This is a genomic window from Chitinophaga varians (assembly GCF_014529945.1).
Lineage (GTDB): Bacteria > Bacteroidota > Bacteroidia > Chitinophagales > Chitinophagaceae > Chitinophaga > Chitinophaga varians.
The window spans coordinates 442,089-460,467 of sequence record NZ_JACVFB010000003.1; the positions used below are offsets into that span (position 1 = coordinate 442,089).

At 50.6% G+C, this 18,379-nt stretch carries 18 protein-coding genes; 15 read left to right on the forward strand and 3 right to left on the reverse strand.

The features are described from left to right. Positions 1–45: 45 nt before the first annotated feature. Complete coding sequence (locus tag ICL55_RS16145; RefSeq protein ID WP_188099070.1) at positions 46–975, reverse strand: YihY/virulence factor BrkB family protein; 930 nt, start codon at positions 973–975, stop codon at positions 46–48. A gap of 90 nt (positions 976–1,065) precedes the next feature. Here ICL55_RS16145 and ICL55_RS16150 point away from each other — a divergent pair, with 90 nt between their 5' ends. The 14 genes from ICL55_RS16150 to ICL55_RS16215 all read left to right on the forward strand — a co-directional run bounded on the left by ICL55_RS16150 (position 1,066) and on the right by ICL55_RS16215 (position 15,379). Then, positions 1,066–2,112 (forward strand): SGNH/GDSL hydrolase family protein, encoded by a 1,047-nt coding sequence (locus ICL55_RS16150; protein WP_223151472.1) that lies wholly within the window; start codon positions 1,066–1,068, stop codon positions 2,110–2,112. Further along, complete coding sequence (locus ICL55_RS35575; protein ID WP_188099074.1) at positions 2,109–2,930, forward strand: helix-turn-helix domain-containing protein; 822 nt, start codon at positions 2,109–2,111, stop codon at positions 2,928–2,930. Before ICL55_RS16150 ends, ICL55_RS35575 begins: the two co-directional genes overlap by 4 nt. Before the next feature lie 193 nt (positions 2,931–3,123). Next, a complete protein-coding gene (locus tag ICL55_RS16160) occupies positions 3,124–3,660 on the forward strand; it encodes a dihydrofolate reductase family protein (RefSeq protein WP_188099076.1) in 537 nt (178 codons plus the stop codon). Positions 3,661–3,840: 180 nt separating this feature from the next. Continuing rightward, a complete protein-coding gene (locus ICL55_RS16165; protein WP_188099078.1) occupies positions 3,841–4,554 on the forward strand; it encodes an alpha/beta hydrolase in 714 nt (237 codons plus the stop codon). A gap of 197 nt (positions 4,555–4,751) precedes the next feature. Further along, positions 4,752–5,384, forward strand: coding sequence for a hydrolase (locus ICL55_RS16170; RefSeq protein WP_188099080.1), 633 nt, complete (start codon positions 4,752–4,754; stop codon positions 5,382–5,384). A gap of 25 nt (positions 5,385–5,409) precedes the next feature. After that, positions 5,410–6,801 (forward strand): alginate export family protein, encoded by a 1,392-nt coding sequence (locus ICL55_RS16175; protein WP_223151474.1) that lies wholly within the window; start codon positions 5,410–5,412, stop codon positions 6,799–6,801. 19 nt (positions 6,802–6,820) lie between these two features. Then, the gene (locus ICL55_RS16180; protein WP_223151475.1) at positions 6,821–7,570 is read left to right on the forward strand and encodes a M17 family peptidase N-terminal domain-containing protein; all 750 of its coding nucleotides are present in this window, start codon (positions 6,821–6,823) and stop codon (positions 7,568–7,570) included. A gap of 11 nt (positions 7,571–7,581) precedes the next feature. Continuing rightward, positions 7,582–9,456, forward strand: a complete 1,875-nt coding sequence (locus ICL55_RS16185; protein WP_188099082.1) for an amidohydrolase — start codon at positions 7,582–7,584, stop codon at positions 9,454–9,456. Between the two features lie 9 nt (positions 9,457–9,465). After that, on the forward strand, positions 9,466–9,897 hold the full coding sequence (locus ICL55_RS16190; RefSeq protein ID WP_188099084.1) for a DoxX family protein: 432 nt from the start codon (positions 9,466–9,468) through the stop codon (positions 9,895–9,897). An 11-nt stretch (positions 9,898–9,908) separates the two neighbouring features. Further along, positions 9,909–10,382 (forward strand): Dps family protein, encoded by a 474-nt coding sequence (locus tag ICL55_RS16195; RefSeq protein ID WP_188099086.1) that lies wholly within the window; start codon positions 9,909–9,911, stop codon positions 10,380–10,382. A 26-nt stretch (positions 10,383–10,408) separates the two neighbouring features. After that, the gene (locus tag ICL55_RS16200; RefSeq protein ID WP_188099088.1) at positions 10,409–11,101 is read left to right on the forward strand and encodes a YoaK family protein; all 693 of its coding nucleotides are present in this window, start codon (positions 10,409–10,411) and stop codon (positions 11,099–11,101) included. 3 nt (positions 11,102–11,104) lie between these two features. Further along, positions 11,105–13,363, forward strand: a complete 2,259-nt coding sequence (locus tag ICL55_RS16205; protein ID WP_188099090.1) for a tetratricopeptide repeat-containing sensor histidine kinase — start codon at positions 11,105–11,107, stop codon at positions 13,361–13,363. A 4-nt stretch (positions 13,364–13,367) separates the two neighbouring features. Beyond that, positions 13,368–14,735, forward strand: a complete 1,368-nt coding sequence (locus tag ICL55_RS16210) for a sigma-54-dependent transcriptional regulator (RefSeq protein ID WP_188099092.1) — start codon at positions 13,368–13,370, stop codon at positions 14,733–14,735. An 8-nt stretch (positions 14,736–14,743) separates the two neighbouring features. After that, entirely contained in the window at positions 14,744–15,379 is a 636-nt protein-coding gene (locus ICL55_RS16215) for a TMEM175 family protein (protein WP_188099094.1), read from the forward strand. Here the strand turns inward: ICL55_RS16215 and ICL55_RS16220 are convergent. Continuing rightward, on the reverse strand, positions 15,376–16,989 hold the full coding sequence (locus ICL55_RS16220) for a sigma 54-interacting transcriptional regulator (protein WP_223151476.1): 1,614 nt from the start codon (positions 16,987–16,989) through the stop codon (positions 15,376–15,378). The genes ICL55_RS16215 and ICL55_RS16220 overlap by 4 nt on opposite strands. Before the next feature lie 185 nt (positions 16,990–17,174). Between ICL55_RS16220 and ICL55_RS16225 the strand changes: the two genes are divergently transcribed. Further along, complete coding sequence (locus ICL55_RS16225; RefSeq protein ID WP_188099097.1) at positions 17,175–17,756, forward strand: Crp/Fnr family transcriptional regulator; 582 nt, start codon at positions 17,175–17,177, stop codon at positions 17,754–17,756. A 3-nt stretch (positions 17,757–17,759) separates the two neighbouring features. Here ICL55_RS16225 and ICL55_RS16230 read toward each other — a convergent pair whose 3' ends face one another. Continuing rightward, a complete protein-coding gene (locus ICL55_RS16230) occupies positions 17,760–18,377 on the reverse strand; it encodes an alpha/beta hydrolase (RefSeq protein ID WP_188099099.1) in 618 nt (205 codons plus the stop codon). Positions 18,378–18,379 lie beyond the last annotated feature (2 nt).

Sequence of the window (18,379 nt, forward strand, 5' to 3'; positions counted from 1 at the left end):
TTTCTGTCATACTTATTTATCTGATGACGGTAATTTGTTATCCGGCTATACAGAGGGTTTCTCTTCGGCTGTTTTCAGCTCATAATGTGCAGCATGCTGCGAGGTACGGATAGGCATGCCGATATGCGTTGACCATGCGTCGGTAAAGGCAGCCCCGAAATAGAAGATAATAGAAGAGTAAAACATAAACAACAGCAACAGCACGGTAGATGCCGACGCGCCGTACAACGTATTGATGCTGCTGTAGGTGAGCAGTACTTTTAATACGATCTTCCCGATACTGAAAAGAATGCCGGTCACCAGTGCGCCCACTATCCCGGGTTTCAGCCGTGGCCGCCCGTCGGGGATAAAATAGAAAACGAGATAAAACCAGATAGTGACGATCAGCACCGACAATACATAGTTAAGGGTGCTGTTATAGTAAGATGCCAGCGCAGGCAGGTAGATGCTGATGTATTTCCCCAGAAACGCCTGGGCTGCTTCCGCCACCACGTCGATGAGGAACAGCAGTCCCGCAAAAAAGATCACCAGCACGCCTCTCAGCCGTGACAGCATGATCTGGCCGAAGTTGGCCCGGTGAACGGGCTTTATCTTCCACAGTTCATTAATAGAACCTTTGATGATCTTAAACAGCGTAGTGGCCACAAACAGCAGGAACAGAAATCCCGCGATGCCAATCAGCCAGTTTTGTGCGATGCTCCGGAAGGCCCGCAGCGTTTGTACGATCGCTTCGGCCGTTTCGATGCCAAACAGCGCTTCCATCTGCTGCGTCAGGCGGCGCCCCGGATGTTCCATCCGGAAAATAAGGCGTAGCAGCTGTATCAGGATCACAAGGATGGCCGGTAAAGCAAACGTGGTGAAAAAGGCAGTAGCCCCTGCCAGCCGCAACGGATCATTGGCCTGCAAAGACTGATAGGCATCTTTAAAGGACAATAGCAGGAGGCGCCAGTAAGGCTGCCTTTTTGTTGTTGTCATATCACCCATGTTTGAAAATTCGGCCGGTAATGCTAAATTTACCGTGTAACCACAACCGCAAATATAAAGCATCCCCTAAACTTAATGCCCGTGTATAAAATCCTTGTCCTGTTCCTGAGCTGCCTGCTGTGGCAAACCAGTCACGCTGATACTTTCTACCCCGCAGACAACGGCTATTTCCAGTATGTAGGGCGGATCGATTTCTCCGCTCCCGCCACGCCCCGTTTCTGGGCTCCGGGCGTATATGTGACGGCCCGTTTCAAAGGTCCGCGCTGTGAGGTGGTCCTGAACGATGAAATGTTGTACGGCACCCACCATAACTATGTGTCCATTATCATCGACAATAAAGCGCCTATCCGCAAACAGCTGCTGGGCAAAAGCGATACGATCCGTTTGCATCAGGGGCTCGGCGATGGCGCACATACCATCGTGATCTGTAAAAATACAGAGGCAGGCATCGGTTATCTGGAATTCGCCGGCCTGCGTTGCCAGGAACTGTTGCCTCTACCGGTATCGCCTACACGAAAAATTGAATTCATTGGTAATTCCATCACCTGCGGTTCCGGCAGCGACCAGTCTTCCGTTCCCTGCGGACAGGGCCAGTGGTACGATCAGCATAATGCCTGGAAAAGCTATGGCCCGTTGACGGCCCGCAAACTGAATGCCCAGTGGCAGCTCAGCTCCGTGTCCGGTATCGGGCTTATCCAAAGTTGCTGCGGTATGCCGCACACGATGCCCAAGGTATTTGATAAAGTGAATATGTACCGCGACTCCCTTATGTGGGACTTCGCCAACTACCAACCCGATGTGGTAGCCGTCACCCTCGGCGAAAATGACGGTCCACAGGACTCCACGCTTTTCTGTCAGGCGTATGTGGCTTTCCTGAAACGGCTGAGAACGTACTATCCGGCGGCCAGCATCGTCTGTATCGACAGCCCCATGGCAGATCCGGCTTTTTCCCCGATATTGCAACGGTACATCACCGCTGTGGTAGCTGCTGCACAGGACAAAAAGGTGAGCAAATATTTTTACAGCAGAAAATATCAAAGTGGTTGCGGTGGTCATCCCGATCTGGCTCAACATCAGCTGATGGCCAATGAACTGACCGCCTACATCAAAAAACTGAAACACTGGTGACGAATGCAACGGTACTGAAGCCCTGTGCGGAACTGAAGGAGGCGATTGACTACTACTGGTACCATGAAACGCCGGACCTGCAACAGTCAGCCTTTAACATTCCCTTTCTGCATCAGGAGCTGGTGATCAATCTGGGTGAGGATTTCACCATCACGCCTCACGGCAGGGACACATACGCCTACGACCGCGACGGTGGCGTGTCCGGCATCCTCTCCGGCCCCGTGGTAACGCAGGTATCCGGTCACTACAAAGCCATCGGTATTCTGTTTAAACCTTTTGGGCTGTATCGGTTGTTCGGCCTTTCGGCTGCCAGTCTGCACGAAGGTCCTTTGCCCGGCTACCGGCTGTGGGGGCCTTACACCGACCAGCTGGTGGAGCAACTGGAGCATGAACCCTCACCGGTGGAAAAACTGAAAACGCTGGAACGTTTTCTGCTGGCACAGGCACGTCCCCTTTCGGTACCGACAGCGGTCACCGACATCAGCAACCATACGAGTCTCTCGCGCGGCCACATACGGTCGCTGCAACAAGCAGAACAGATGTCTCCCAAAAAATACATACAACAATTTCAACAGGTGGTAGGCAGCACGCCGAAACGATATATCCAGTTGCAACTGATCAATGCCTCACTGGCACAGATAGCGCGTCATCCTGACTTGCCGCTCACCGATGTAGCTTATGATAACGGCTTCTACGATCAGGCGCATTTTATCCGGGTGTTTAAATCCTTTGCCGGTATCACGCCGCTGCAATATAAGAAAGCGGTACAGGCAGGACGGGTAGAGGTTTCGTTTCCCAATGCTATTCATCGTATATAAAGAGGCCGCGGGAACGCCAGTAGGCAAGGGCTTCGTCTGACATCATATTTTTACCTCATAACACATTTTCCCTGTACATAACCTATTACCGTCGCTTTCGCGGCTGTAAGCCTTTTCATTTCGGATCGGGAAATTTTATACAATTTTCCCTGCGGCCATTGTTACATTTTTGCAGCAAGAAAAGATAAACTGTATGCGGAAAGTGAAACTATACATCGCCATCAGCCTGGATGGCTATATTGCAGACGAAAACGGGCAGATTGAATGGCTGACCGGATTTCCCAATCCTGAAAAAACAGATTACGGATTTGCGGATTTCATCGCCACCACCGATACCACCCTGCTGGGTTACAAAACGTATGAACATATTCTGCAACTGGCAGAGACTTATCCACACCCTGAGCATACCAACTATGTGTTCACCCGCAGCGAAAGACCGGCAGCACCGCATGTGACGTTCGTGCAGGGAGCAGATATCCCCGGTTTTGTACAACAACTGAAAAGCCAGTCCGGAAAAGATATCTGGCTCGTAGGCGGCGGGGAACTGAACGCGGTCATGCTGGAGCACGACCTGATCGATGAAATCACCCTGCATATCATGCCGGTGGCGCTGGGTAAAGGCAGACCTCTATTCTCCGGGAAAGCATTTGAAAAACGGTTTAAGGTGGTACAGACGAAAGTATACGCCAGCGGCGCTATTGAGTCCGTAATGTTACCTGACCGGCATTAAGTGTGATAAAAAATACACGTAAAGGCTGTCCTGCTGATAGGGGACAGCCTTTTGTTTTAGCGTCTTTTCCAGAAAGGGAAATAATTACAACACACCGGGCAATCTGCTCATGAACGCGGTCCGCTTTCTGCCGCACCTTTGTATCGTTAACACAAAACAAAAACGCTAAAATCCAATAACATGAAAAATCAATCCACCCTCCCCGCAGTAAAAAACATCGTTTTAGTACATGGCGCATTTGCAGACGGCTCCGGCTACAAAGGCGTTTATGAAGCCCTTACCCAACAAGGTTATCAGGTGACTGTGGTACAAAATCCACTGACTTCTTTAAAAGACGATGTGACTGCTACCCACCTGGCACTGGATGCACAGGACGGTCCGGCCATCCTCGCCGGGCACTCATGGGGAGGCGCCGTTATCACAGAAGCAGGCCATCACCCTAAGGTAGCCGGACTGGTATACATCGCCGCGTTCCAGCCAGATAACAATGAAACCGCTTTGCAGTGGTTCCAGACAGCTCCGCCGGCACCTGAAAATGGTGTGCTGCCTCCCGATGAAAAAGGTATCGTGTATTATGACAAGGCTAAATACCACGCCGGTTTCTGCGCAGACCTGAGCCAGGAAACAGCAGCATTCATGTACGCATCACAAGGCGCGTTCTATGGTGAATGTTTCCTTTCTCCCATCACCGCAGCCGCCTGGAGAAACAAACCCACCTTCGGTATCGTAGCCACAGAAGATAAAAGCATCCACCCCGATATCCAACGCAACATGTACCGGCGTTCCAATACGCAGGTCACTGAAATCAAAGGCAGTCACGCGGTTTACGTGTCTCAGCCGGAAAAAGTAGCCGCCGTTATTGCAGCAGCAGCACAGCAGGTATCAGACAATTGATCATCTCCTGTTAATGAAAAAGCCCCATTTGCGGTTGTTCGCAAATGGGGCTTTTTCATTAACAGATTTTTGCTGCTTTTCATAATTCTACGAAATATCGTAAAGCCCAAACCCACCTAAAAACGCATAACACATTGTATATAAACAACTTACAAACAGGCATCTGAATTGTCTCACTGGCGCAAACTATTTTACAAATGAAACCATCATCCAACTTACTGTCTCCCGACAATCATGCGCTGGTCCTGATCGATTTTGAAGGCCAAATGGGTTTTGCCACCAAGAGCATTTCCCTGAGTGAGCTCAGGACCAATACCGCCATCGTTGCAGGTGCCTCTAAAATCTTCAACGTGCCGACTGTAGTGACCACTGTAGCAGAACAATCTTTTTCCGGCCCTGTGTTTCCTGAGATAGAAGAGTTTTATCCGCAGGCCACTTCCGGCTACATTGATCGTACGTCCATGAACACCTGGGAAGATGAAGCTGCCTATAAAGCCATTGTGGGTAAAGGCAAAAAGAAACTGGTCCTGGCCGGTCTGTGGACAGGCGTATGCATCGTAGGTCCGGCGCTGTCGGCCCTGGAAGAAGGTTACGACGTATTTGTGATCACGGATGCCTGCGGCGATGTGAGCGCCGAAGCACATGAACGCTCTGTACAAAGAATGGTGCATGCCGGCGTAAAACCGATGACCTCCATTCAGTACCTGCTGGAACTGCAGCGCGACTGGGCACGCCAGGAAACCTATGTGGCTGTTACTGATCTGATGAAGAAATACGGTGGCGCTTATGGTATCGGTATCCACTACGCCCACCACATGCTGCAACACTAATCCGTTCGTTTAAAACCTATTCCAATTGCCATCAAAACACCTTTCCCGTCTCATTCGTAACATCGTCATCGTTATTGCCTGCCTTTCATCTGTCAGCCGGACAACAGCGCAAAGCTTTAAGCTGATGCGCTTTGATGAAGATTATTCAGGCCTCAAAGACTCTACGCGCAACGTATACCGGAAAATAAAATACACCAGCTTATCAAAAGACGGCAGCGCTTATGTTTCATTCGGCGGTGCGGCCAGAATGGAATATGTCGATTTTAACAATGAAGACTGGGGAAGGCTGGGCATTGGACACAACGGCTTCCTTTTACAACGGTATGACCTGCACGCCGACCTCCATCTGCATGACCGCTTCAGAATTTTCACACAAATCAGAAGTGCCTGGGAAAGCGGGAGAAGCAATGGTCCCCGCCCCATCGATGAAGACCATCTAAACATACAGAACCTCTTCATCGACGCAGCTATCATCAAAAGAAAAGAGCAGCAACTGATTCTTCGTGCAGGCAGACAGGAACTCGATTACGGAAGTGGCCGGCTGATCTCTGTCAGAGAAGGCCCCAACCTCCGATTGTATTTCGACGGCGCCAAACTGATGTACAACACTGACCGCTGGAGTATCGACGGATTCGTGATGATGGCCGATACCATCAACACCGGTACGTTCGACAATAAATCCAGCAAGGCAGTAAACCTCTGGGGACTATACAGCAAGGTGATTCTTCCTGCCTTTCCCAACATCGATCTGTACTACATCGGCATTAAACGCGACCGCTCCCTGTTTGAAGAAGGCATCAACAAAGAATTACGCCACACCCTAGGCACGCGGATCTGGCGATATGGCGGCGGATTTATTTACAACCTCGAAGGCGCCTGGCAGTTCGGTTCCTTCGGCGATGCCCGTATCAATGCCTGGACAGCCTCTGTGGAAGCAGGTTATTTATTTGAAGACCTTCCCGGCAAACCGTCCATCAGTCTGCGTAACGACTATATCTCAGGAGACAGAAAAAAAGGAGATGGTAGCCTTCAGTCTTTTAATCCCCTTTATCCCAAAGGAGGATACTTCGGATTCAGTCCACAGATAGGCCCTGTAAACCTGATAGACCTACACCCCTATGCCACTGTCAATATCGGAAAGAAGATACTGGCACAGGCGGATGTGGTGCTCAACTGGCGCTATTCGCTTCAGGACGGTATTTACAGGCCCAGCGGAGGATTCAACCTCGCCGGCGCCACTTCATTGGAAAGACATATCGGCACTGCTTATCTCGCCAGCTTCGTGTACAGTATGAACAAATTCATCTCGCTGAACTGCGGCTTTCAATATTTCAAAACAGGCGCCTTTATCCGCGACATGACACCTACGCCCAAAGATGGCCTGTTCTTCAACACCAGACTCAGTGTAAAATTCTAGCATGCAAAAACGATAAACCATGAACAAAACATTCATTACCCGTTGTCGCAGAGCACTCCTCATTTCCATGAGTGTTTCCTTTCTTTTTCTGCACGCCGTGGCAGTTGTTGGTCAACATACCGACAGCACCACCAAAACCACTCCCGTCGGTACTACTAAAGTATGGGGCAAAGTAGACGGTATCTCCATTATCGGATTGGTGCAAGGCCCTTCCGCTACTGTAGCGCCGTTGCAGGTAGCCTGCGTATTTGAATATTCCGAAGGCGACATCTTCAATCCGCCGGCGCTGCCAACCGCGCTCAATGGCATGGTACACCTCGACCACTCCCTCAAAGGACAGATCACCGAACTGAGAAAAAGCGGAAAATTTGAAGGACATTATCTGGAGACGCTGTTGATCACCCCTCCCAAAGGCGCCATGAAAGCGTCCAAACTGCTGTTGATTGGTTTGGGAGACCGGCATCATTTTAACGCAGACATGATGACCAACGTGGGCGCCGTAGCCCTTCGTGAAGCCACCCGCCTCGGCGTGACCGGCTTTGCCTTTGCCGGCAATATCAAAGATGCCGGCATCGACTCCCCCACTGCCTTAGTGGCCGCCAACGTCACCAAAGGAATCATTCAGGCCTGGCGCACGCAACGCTACCTGCAACAGCAACACCTCGCTCCTGCGAAACCGATGACCAAAGCCACCTTACTGGCCGGACCCGCATTTTTTGAAACCGCGGGCGAAGGCATCAAAGAAGCAATTGCATCCTTTCAACACTAAATGCAGTTTCCATGAATAAAAAAGCTGATCTCGTTTTATACAACGGGAAGATACATACAGTAGACCCTTCCCATCCGCGGGCGACAGCCGTCGCCATCAGCGATGGCCGGTTCGTGGCCGTGGGAGATGACAACACCATCCTCCAGGAATATGGCGCCGCAGCCACAACACAGATAGACCTGAAAGGAAAAAGGGTAATCCCCGGCCTCAACGACTCTCACATCCACCTTATCCGCGGTGGCCTGAATTATACGCTCGAACTGAGGTGGGATGGCGTTCCTTCTCTCTCCGACGCTTTGGCCATGCTGAAAAAGCAGGTGGCCATCACCCCTTCTCCGCAGTGGGTAAGGGTAGTAGGCGGATGGACCGAACATCAGTTTGCAGAAAAAAGAATGCCGACGCTGGAAGAAATCAATGCGATTGCGCCAGATACACCGGTGTTTATCATGCACCTGTACGACCGGGCTTTGCTGAACCGCGCCGCTCTTCGTGCAGTAGGGTTCACCAAAGACACCCCGGCGCCTCCCGGCGGCGTCATTGAAAAAAACAGTAAAGGCGAACCAACAGGACTGCTACTCGCCAGTCCTAATGCTATGATCCTTTATTCCACACTGGCCAAAGGGCCTAAGTTGTCTTATGATCATCAGGTCAACTCCACCCGGCACTTTATGAAAGAGCTGAACAGATTTGGCATCACCAGTGTGATCGACGCCGGTGGCGGGTTCCAGAACTTCCCCGACGACTATCAGGTGATCAGTGAACTGCACCAAAAACAACAACTCACCGTAAGGATTGCATACAATCTCTTTACACAAAGGCCGAAGCAGGAGCTGGAAGATTTTAAAAACTGGACCAGCACCGTACAACTTCACCAGGGCGACGAGATGTACCGGCACAACGGCGCCGGTGAGATGCTGGTATTCTCCGCAGCGGATTTTGAGGATTTCCTGCAACCCCGGCCAGACCTGCCGGAAACGATGGAAGCCGAACTGGAAAAAGTGGTACGCCACCTCGTGGAAAACCGCTGGCCGTTCCGGTTACATGCCACCTATAATGAAAGCATCACCCGCTTCCTGGACGTCTTTGAAAAAGTGAACAGAGACATTCCTTTCAACGGACTACACTGGATATTTGACCATGCGGAAACCATCGATGAACGTAACATCGACCGGGTGAAGGCGCTGGGCGGCGGTATTGCCGTACAGAGCAGGATGGCGTTTCAGGGAGAATATTTTACCGATCGTTATGGTAAAGCCGCGGCAGCACATACACCACCGGTAAAACGGATGCTGCAGGCAGGCGTGCCGGTAGGCGCCGGCACCGATGCCACCCGCGTCAGCAGCTACAACCCATGGGTAGCCCTCTACTGGCTTTCTGCCGGTAAAACAGTGGGCGGTCAGCAATTATATGATGATACCACCAAATTAAGCAGGGAAACAGCCCTGGAATTATATACCAAAGGAAGTGCATGGTTCTCCAGTGAGCAAGACAGCAAGGGCAGCATCAAATCCGGGCAGATGGCCGATTTGGCCGTACTGGACACCGACTACTTTGAAGTTCCCGAAGAAGCGATCAAACATATCGAATCCATCCTGACCATCGTAGGCGGAAAAATTGTGTATAGCAGCAATGAGTTCTCCCATTTCTCCCCTGCGCCCATTCCCGTTCTGCCGGACTGGTCGCCGGTAAAACAATTCGGTGGCTATTACGCCGCCCAAAACACTGTCGCCCATACAACAGCCGCAGTGACCAGCCAGGTACACTGCTGTGCAGGCAGCTGCGACGTCCACGGCCATGATCACAACGTGGCAAGACTTAGTCCTGTTCCGGTTAATAATTACACTGCATTCTGGGGCGTTTTCGGATGTTCCTGTTTTGCTTTCTAAATATTTTTTATGAAAGAGATCATCCACTATCTCCTCTATTCAGACGCGGGGAGTACGGTCAACAACTATGCATTGCTCGGCTTTCGGCTGTTATTGGCTTTTGAACTGTTCCGGGTGCACGGCATGAAGAAATTCCGGGTAGAAAACGGCCAGAAAGAGCACGTGCCCAATCCGTTGCACCTGCCGGAAACCCTGAACGGACTGGTAGCCACTTTCGCCGATACCGTTGTGCCATTCCTGATGGCGCTGGGACTCGTTACCCGGCTGGCCATTCTCCCCACCATCGGCGTGACGGCCATCGGGTATTTTGTCGTACACCGGAAAGACAACCCTGAAATACGGGACGTGCCCTACATGTACACGCTCTCCCTGCTGTTGCTGCTGATACTGGGGCCAGGCCGTTATTCCATCGACGTACAACTTTTATCTCATCTTTTTTAAACTTTAATCACATGCAAGCCAATATCGGCATCAAACAAGAATACCTGGCCACCGTGTCCCACTCACTGGGCAAAATGCTGGCAGATGAATTCATTTTGTACACCAAAACACGGAAAGCCCACTGGTGTGTGACGGGGCCCGACTTTCACAGCAAACACCTGTTCTTTGAAAGTCAGTACCAGCAACTGGAAGAGATCATCGATGATATGGCAGAACGTATCCGTACGCTGGGACATTTTCCACCTGCTACGCTCAAAGAATTTCTTGCCCTCACCCATCTTACAGAAATGACAAGGGAGAAAAACGATGGCATCGGGTTCATCAAAGACCTGTTGCACGATCATGAGAGTATCCTGGTCCACCTCCGGGAAAACATCAATGGTTATGCTACCGCGCTGCATGATGCCGGCAGCAGCGACTATATCACGGGGCTGATGGAAACACATGAGAAAATGGCCTGGATGCTCAGGGCACATCTGGAATAAATTGTTCATTTAAATTGATCACCGGTATGACAGAACAACAACATAGTATTAACTGGGTCACCTTTCTGCTGGCATGGGTAGCAGGATATTGCGATACCGCCACTTTCGTGTCCGGCGACTCTATTTTTTCCGCGCATGTTACCGGTAACTTCATCGTGTTTGCGGCGCAGGTGTCTTCCGGCAGCACCAGCGCTGCCGCGTGGATCAAACTGCTCACTTTTCCCGTATTTGTGGCAGCAGTGATGGCTGGCGGATGGCTGGCAGAAAAATCGGCAAAAAAATACCGCATTTTACTGGCAGAAGGCATAATTTTGACGGCTTGCGGAATAACTGCTTTTTTCCTGCCGATATTAACATCTCTGGAAGAAAAACCGGTAACCTATCTTATCGTCATGATCACTGTACTGGCTATGGGCTTACAGAACGCCTTCGGGAAGCTCTTTGCCAAAGAGACGCATGGCCCTACTACGATGATGACGGGCAACGTCACACAAGCTGCGCTGGACCTGGGTAATGTGATCCGGAAAGGTAAGCTGGGCAATGAGCTATCCCTATCCAGCCTTAAAAAGCAAACCGTCACTATTGGCGGTTTCCTGGCGGGCTGTATCATCGGGGCCGTAGTGGCCCGATGGGTGGGGCTAAGCGCCATCGTCCTGCCCGGCGTGGCCATCGTGATATGTTACCTGCAGGGAGAAATGTCCGCGCAAAAAGAAGGGTAACCTATGCATGCATTCATGATCCAATCCCGGCGGAAGGTACTGCTACTGCTGTACCTCCTGATACCGGCATATATACAGGCTCAATCAGATACTGACACGGGCAAGGCCCGCGAGCTGCTTCGGAATGGCAAGGCCGATACGGCCACCATTGGCCGCATGCTCCGCGTGGGCGAAGCATTCCTCGATAAGCCCGAGTCACGGGAAGAAGACATGAATATGGCCTACCGGATGGCTGACCAGATGGAGGCCCGCAGCCGGCAAATCAATTATCCAAGAGGCCTTGGTCTGAGCAAATTGCTGCGGACCAAGGCCTTCCGGGAATCGGGGCATGCCGACCAAGGAAGAGCCAGCAGCGAAGAAGCCCTGCAACTATTGACGCAATATGGCACCATATGGGAAAAAGCCCAGGCAGTGGTGGAATTGGGAGGCACCTATTCCAATGAGCCCAAAGACCTCCCCCGTAAAATCGCACTGTATGAACAAGGGGCAGACATCTACCTGAAAAACGGCAAAAAACAATCCGCCGCCCAGCTGAAAGAATTTATCGGGGACCTCCTGCAGGTGAACAAAGACTATGACGGTGCCCTGCGCGTACTGCAGGAAGCCTTGTCCATCTACAAAGCAACAGGCTACCAGCGATTACAGGGGCTGTACTCGGTGATCGGAGGGGCCTATCAGGGCAACAACAATTTTGTACAATCGCTCCGCTACAACCTCCTGGCAGTGGAAACAGCAGAGAAGCTCAACGAAGAGGGGCCGTTGATGACCACCATCTACAACCGTGTAGGCCTGAACTACTACAGCGTGCAATATTATGATCAGGCCGTCGACTATTTTGACAAAGCGCTGGCCCATGCCAGACAGCTCCATGATACCAGCACCATCAAAGCTTTATTGTTAAACATTGCGGATGCGCTGCGGAACAGGGGAGAATATTACAGCAGCCTGGATACGCTACACTCCGTGGAAAGACTGCGCTCCGCCCTGGAAAAGCACGAAATAATACAAATTGAGATTGGTTACCTGAGAAATTATGTAGCACTACACCAACTATCCAAAGCAGCCCCGCACTATCAGGAATTAAAGAAAATCCTGGAGACCGACGACGAAATCCCCGTGTTCACACAGGTGGTACGGCTGGCGCTGATCCTCTATCTACAGGAAACAGGTCGTTTCAGCGATGCCGCCCCCTATGTCAATGTTTATCAGCAACATGCCCGGGAATTCCCCGGCGGACTGGTGCGACAGGCAGAAGCAGCATGGCTGGCATTCCGTTCGGATTCCGCACTGGGCAATTTTTCCGGGGCCATCAACCATTTCCGGCATTATAAACAGCTATCGGATTCGGTTACCAGCACCACCCAGAGCAAACAACTCGACGTACTGCGGTTACAGTTTGAAACAGAAAGAAAAGACAAAGACATCGAGCTGTTGACCCAAAAAAGCAAACTACAGGAAATCTCCCTGCAGAAAGGACGAGTGTTCCGTAATGTGATCACCGGTAGCGTCTGCGCATTGCTACTCATCCTGGCATTGCTATACAACAGATACCGCCTGAAGAAAAAGAACGCCCTGCAACTCGAAAAACAACAGGAGTCCATCAATGCACAGAATGAGCTGCTGAAGAAACTGGTGGATGAAAAAGAGTGGCTGTTGAAGGAGATACACCACCGCGTGAAAAACAACCTCCAGATCATCATCAGTCTGCTCAATACCCAATCACGCTACCTCGACAACGCAGATGCCATCGCTGCCATCAAAAACAGCCAGCACCGCATGTATGCCATGTCGCTGATCCATCAGCGGCTGTATCATACCGACAACCTCGGCGCCATCGATATGCACTGGTATATCCGGGAACTGGCCGGCTTTATGGACGAGAGTTTTGATACCGGTTCAAGGGTCACTTTCTGCATCGATAGTGAAGTGATTTTGTTGGATGTAGTGCAGGCCGTTCCACTGGGGCTGATCCTGAATGAAGCAGTAAGCAACGCCATCAAATACGCTTTCCCCGGCGATCGTAGCGGCACCGTCGCCATCACCTTCAAAAGAGATGGTGCACAATATTGTCTGCTGTCCATTACAGACGACGGCGTAGGGCTGCGGGGCGACTTCGTTCCCGAAGAATCGCCCTCACTGGGCATGAGCCTCATGAAAGGACTGGCCGACCAGCTGGAAGGCACTTTCCACATCAAAAGCAGCCCGGATGGTGTTTCCATACAGGTGCTTTTTTTAGTTAGATCGATCAATCAGGTAAACTAAAACTATGGCTGACAAAGAAAAAATACTGATCGTAGAAGATGAGTTCATCGTGGGCAACGACCTGAAAATGATACTGGTCAAAGGCGGCTATGATGTATGCGGCATCGCCGCCTCCGTGGAACAGGCCAGAACACTGATCGCAGAAAAACGGCCCCACTGGGTACTGCTGGACATTATCCTGAAAACGCCCACCAGCGGTATTGAACTGGCCAAAGAACTACAACAGCTCCGGATACCGTTCCTTTATATTTCCGCCAATACCAATCAGCAAACACTGGAAGCCGCCAAAGCCACACAGCCCTATGGCTTTCTGGTAAAACCCTTCCGCGAGCGCGATCTTTTTGTGATGCTCGACATTGCCCGCTACCGCCACGGCGTGGAAACCGGCATGATACGGGAGGAAACACCTTCCTTACCTGTAGAAACAACCCTCGACCCGGATATCATCGGCAGCAGCAGCGCTATGAAAAAAGCGCAGGAACAGGCGGGGGTCGTGGCGCCCACCAATACATCCGTGTTGCTGTTGGGCGAAAGCGGCACCGGTAAAGAACGTTTCGCTCAGGCCATCCATAAAAATTCAAGGCGGAAACATAAACCCTTTATTACCGTCAACTGTGCAGCGCTGCCGATTTCACTATTGGAATCCGAGTTGTTTGGCCACGAACGTGGCGCCTTCACCGGAGCCATACAGAAACGCATCGGTAAATTTGAACAGGCACACGGCGGCACCCTCTTCCTCGACGAGATCGGCGAACTTCCGCTGGAAGCACAGGTGAAACTACTGCGCACACTACAGGAAAAAGAAATAGAAAAACTGGGCGGCGGTCCGCTCACCAAAGTGGACGTTCGCGTAATTGCCGCTACCAACAGGAACCTGGAAAAAGAAGTGGCGGAAGGAAGATTCCGACTGGACCTCTATTACCGGCTCAACGTATTTCCCATTGCGCTCCCGCCCCTGCGTGAACACAAAGAAGACATCCGCCCGCTGGCGCTTCATTTCCTGAAAAAACTTTCCGACAACACCGGCAAAAAAATATCCGGCATCAGTGAATCAGCGCTACAGACACTGGAACAACACGACTGGCCCGGCAACATCCGCGAACTGGAACACCTGATAGAACGGCAGTTTATCCTCACCAACGGAGAACAAATCCATTCGATGGAAATACCGATGTCCCGGCTTCCGCAGATACCGGCAACAGAGAAACTGGAAACGATGGAAGAGATGGAAAGGGCACACATCCTGAAAGTACTGAAGGCCTGCAACGGCCGCGTATCGGGCGATATGGGCGCTGCCGAAGTCCTCAAAATGTCCGCACAGACACTATATTCCAAGATGAAAAAACTGGGCATAAAAACCACTTACAAATAAGCTGTCAGATGGAAAAAGAAACCGCAAGAATAGAAGGCTTCAGTGATGGTGTATTTGCGATCGCTATCACGCTGCTGGTGCTGGAATTACGTATACCCGATGCCGATAGTAACAACAACCGTCAGGCGCTGGCCAGCAGCCTGCTGGCGCAATGGCCGTCCTTTCTGGCTTTCAGCCTGTCTTTCTTCAGCATCTTTATTATGTGGGTCAACCATCACAAGATGTTCAAACAGATCTACCGGCGCAACAGCACCCTGATGTTTGCCAACGGACTGGTGCTGTTTTTAGCCACCTGTATCTCCTATCCTACCGCTTTGCTGGCCAGGTACTATGGCACCCCTTCCCTGACAGTGGCCGTGGCGGTGTATACCGGTTTATTCGTATTGATCAACCTGGCCTTTAATTTATTGTGGAGCATTGCCAGCCGGAACAGAGAGCTGCTACGACCGGAGATCAGCAACGCGGCCATCGGAAAAATCAGGCGAAACTACCAGTATGGCATTCCCGTACATTTGTCGGCATTCCTGCTTTCCTTTTGCTGGCCGGAGGGCGCTTTAATACTGTGCGCCGTACTTTGGACCTATTGGGCTTTTACGTCCGGCAGACTGGATTTATCTACCGGAAAAACGGTGGGCAAAATTTAATCATTGTTTTTCCCGGTATCAATAAAATGTTCTTTCCGGATACCGAGTTTCTGCATTTTTGACATCAGCGTGGTAGAAGGCAGCTGCAACTTAGCGGCTGCGCCCTGGGGGCCGGATATCCGGCCTTTTGATAACTTCACCATTTTCAGGATATGCTCCCGCTCCACGTCTGCCAGCGAACGGACCTCCGTATCGGCATCCTGCCGGGCGAACAACAATTTACTTCGGGCCGGCAGACTCACTTCCGTAATGCTATCGGCAGAGGTGAGCAGCACGGTCCTCTCTATCAAATGTTCCAGTTCGCGGATATTGCCCGGCCAGGCATATGCTTTTAATTTCTCCAATGCTTTAGGCGCAATACCATTTATTTTCCTGCCACTGCTGACAGCATATTTTTCAATAAAAAAAGAAACCAGTTCCGGTATGTCCTCTTTACGTTCTCTCAGTGGCGGCAGCGCAATGGGAAACACACACAGTCGATAGTAAAGGTCGCTCCGGAAACGGCCGGCCACGATCTCTGCTTCCAGATTTTTGTTGGTCGCTGCCACGATGCGCACATTCACTTTAATCACTGATTTCCCACCGATCCTTTCTATTTCTTTTTCCTGTAAAGCCCTCAGTAATTTCGCCTGCATCTCCAGTGGCAGCTCTCCTATTTCATCCAGAAACAATGTGCTGTTATTGGCCAGTTCAAACTTACCCGTCCTTTTCTCCAGCGCTCCGGTGAAGCTGCCTTTCTCATGGCCAAACAACTCGCTTTCCAGCAGATTGGCAGGAATGGCCGCACAGTTTACTTTGATCATAAGGTTATCGCGCCGCGGGGAGGCGTCATGCACCTGATGCGCGATCAGCTCTTTTCCGGTCCCTGTTTCCCCCAGAATTAATACCGTAGCATCGGAAGCAGCTACTTTTGACACAAGATCGTACACTTTGCGGATGGCAGCAGAATTGCCCACAGCATTGCCTGTCAGGTGTTTTTCTTTTTTCCTTTCTTCCTTCAGATAGCTGTTCTCCTGCTCCAGCTGTGTTTTATATTTCCGGATTTCCTCCAGCTGTAATTCTATTTTTTCATTGGCGAGAATGTTCGATATCCCTGTACCTAACTGATCGGCGATAGCGGTGAAAAAACTGAACCGGCCTTTTGTAAAAACGCCGGTCTTCTTCGCATAGAGATATAATACTCCCTTCGGCTCTTTTCCGTTGCATACCCTGACCAGCATCATCTCTTTTACGCCTGAGTTATACCAGTGTATCACGTAGGTCGGCATGTCCTTTCGACGCACGAGCTGTTGCATATCAAATACCACCGGCTCTTCCGTGTCGATAGCCTTGTCAAATATGCCGTCATACATGGGATGTTGCCGGTGCATCACCGGATTTTCTCCGGTAACCGTCTTTATTTTGTTTTCAGCGCTGTACAGAAACGGAGAATGCGTGTGTGCATCTTCATTGATCAGGCAGAGGGTGTAATAACTGGCACCGATATTTTCCAATAGCTGTTCGTTTACGATCTCCCAGAGGTCGGCACGATGCCGGGCAGCCGCGATTGCTTTGGAAAAACAAAGCAGGGTCTCAAATTCATCTTTTCTACCGGAAATGTCTGTGTTCATCATACAATAATACAAAAGCGCCCATAAAATTACGATATATCGTAAAACGGCATTTCGTTAAAAATTCATTTATAATTGATAATCAACAACATACAATTCGGTATATGGTTTGGCCATACGGGTTACTTCCTTACGAAAAAGCGGGGAAGCAACAGAATAATCTAATATCCTATCTTTAATAGACTATGTTCGAACAGATTGACCAATTCGTAGACCGTATCATTTCTCTGACGCCGGAAGAGCGGCAGTTATTTCATTCCCTGCTTAAATTCAGGCGGGTGAGGAAACGTACTTACCTGTTGCAGGAAGGTGAAGTCTGCGACTTTGAGGCGTATATCGTCAAAGGTTGTATCCGCACCTATTATCTGAGTGATGACGGCACAGAAACGATTCTTTCCTTTGCCATAGAAGGCTGGTGGGTAAGTGACATCTACAGTTTTACGGAGAAGGCGCCCTCCAATATGTTCATCGAATCGCTGGAAGATTGTGAGTTGCTGATCATCGACTACAAAAGCAAAGCAACGCTGTATGAGAAAATACCCAAGTTCGAAACCTTCTTCCGGTTACTGATACAACGCTCGCTCTTTGCGCTGCAGCGGCGTTTTCACAGCCTGGTATCACAAACCGCGGAACAACGGTATCTGGCTTTCATCGAAAAATACCCCCAGGTAGTACAACGTGTACCGCAGAACCAGATCGCCCGTTACCTGGGAGTATCTCCCGAATTTTTAAGTAAGGTGAGAAGTACCATTCAGAAAAAGAAATAGCGGTTAGCCAAATACCAGTTCGCTGGCCTGCCTGATCTCATCTTCAATAATGGTGTGACCCATATTGTCGTATATCTTCTCTGTCACGCTGGCTCCCATCTTTTGCAGGATGGCCGTTGACTCATGTACCCGTGGCACGGGAACATGGAAATCTGGATTGGCGCTACCGATGAAGACAGGCATGCCATCAAACGTTCCGTGATAGTTTTCCGGATAAATTTTATCGCCGATCAATCCGCCGGTAAAAGCGACGGCGCCTCCATATCTCGCGGCATTTCTGGCAATGAATTCCAGCGTGAGGCAAGCGCCCTGGGAAAAGCCCAGAAAATAAATCTGTTCACGCGCTATGCCTTGCTGTTGCAAATCATCTGTCATCTTCTTCAGCAAATCCAACGCGGAGGAAAGCCACGGTTCATTCTGCGCGGGCGGCGCCAGGAACGACTGCGGATACCAGGTATGATTGGTGGCCTGTGGCGCCAGCAGCGCGTAATCGCTGACAGGCAGCCACTTGGCCAGTGACAGGATATCTGCTGCGGAAGCTCCTCTTCCGTGTACCATGATCAATGCCTTTGATGCAGTGGCTATTGGCTTTCCGGCGGTAATAATATCTTCCTTATGCATGT

What these genes read in the sequence shown, in the direction of transcription:
- ICL55_RS16145 (WP_188099070.1), bottom strand. Translation starts at nt 975, where the DNA reads ATGACAACAACAAAAAGGCAGCCTTACTGGCGCCTCCTGCTATTGTCC.
- ICL55_RS16160 (WP_188099076.1), top strand. Translation starts at nt 3,124, where the DNA reads ATGCGGAAAGTGAAACTATACATCGCCATCAGCCTGGATGGCTATATT.
- ICL55_RS16165 (WP_188099078.1), top strand. Translation starts at nt 3,841, where the DNA reads ATGAAAAATCAATCCACCCTCCCCGCAGTAAAAAACATCGTTTTAGTA.
- ICL55_RS16170 (WP_188099080.1), top strand. Translation starts at nt 4,752, where the DNA reads ATGAAACCATCATCCAACTTACTGTCTCCCGACAATCATGCGCTGGTC.
- ICL55_RS16180 (WP_223151475.1), top strand. Translation starts at nt 6,821, where the DNA reads ATGAACAAAACATTCATTACCCGTTGTCGCAGAGCACTCCTCATTTCC.
- ICL55_RS16185 (WP_188099082.1), top strand. Translation starts at nt 7,582, where the DNA reads ATGAATAAAAAAGCTGATCTCGTTTTATACAACGGGAAGATACATACA.
- ICL55_RS16190 (WP_188099084.1), top strand. Translation starts at nt 9,466, where the DNA reads ATGAAAGAGATCATCCACTATCTCCTCTATTCAGACGCGGGGAGTACG.
- ICL55_RS16195 (WP_188099086.1), top strand. Translation starts at nt 9,909, where the DNA reads ATGCAAGCCAATATCGGCATCAAACAAGAATACCTGGCCACCGTGTCC.
- ICL55_RS16200 (WP_188099088.1), top strand. Translation starts at nt 10,409, where the DNA reads ATGACAGAACAACAACATAGTATTAACTGGGTCACCTTTCTGCTGGCA.
- ICL55_RS16205 (WP_188099090.1), top strand. Translation starts at nt 11,105, where the DNA reads ATGCATGCATTCATGATCCAATCCCGGCGGAAGGTACTGCTACTGCTG.
- ICL55_RS16210 (WP_188099092.1), top strand. Translation starts at nt 13,368, where the DNA reads ATGGCTGACAAAGAAAAAATACTGATCGTAGAAGATGAGTTCATCGTG.
- ICL55_RS16215 (WP_188099094.1), top strand. Translation starts at nt 14,744, where the DNA reads ATGGAAAAAGAAACCGCAAGAATAGAAGGCTTCAGTGATGGTGTATTT.
- ICL55_RS16220 (WP_223151476.1), bottom strand. Translation starts at nt 16,989, where the DNA reads ATGAACACAGACATTTCCGGTAGAAAAGATGAATTTGAGACCCTGCTT.
- ICL55_RS16225 (WP_188099097.1), top strand. Translation starts at nt 17,175, where the DNA reads ATGTTCGAACAGATTGACCAATTCGTAGACCGTATCATTTCTCTGACG.
- ICL55_RS16230 (WP_188099099.1), bottom strand. Translation starts at nt 18,377, where the DNA reads ATGCATAAGGAAGATATTATTACCGCCGGAAAGCCAATAGCCACTGCA.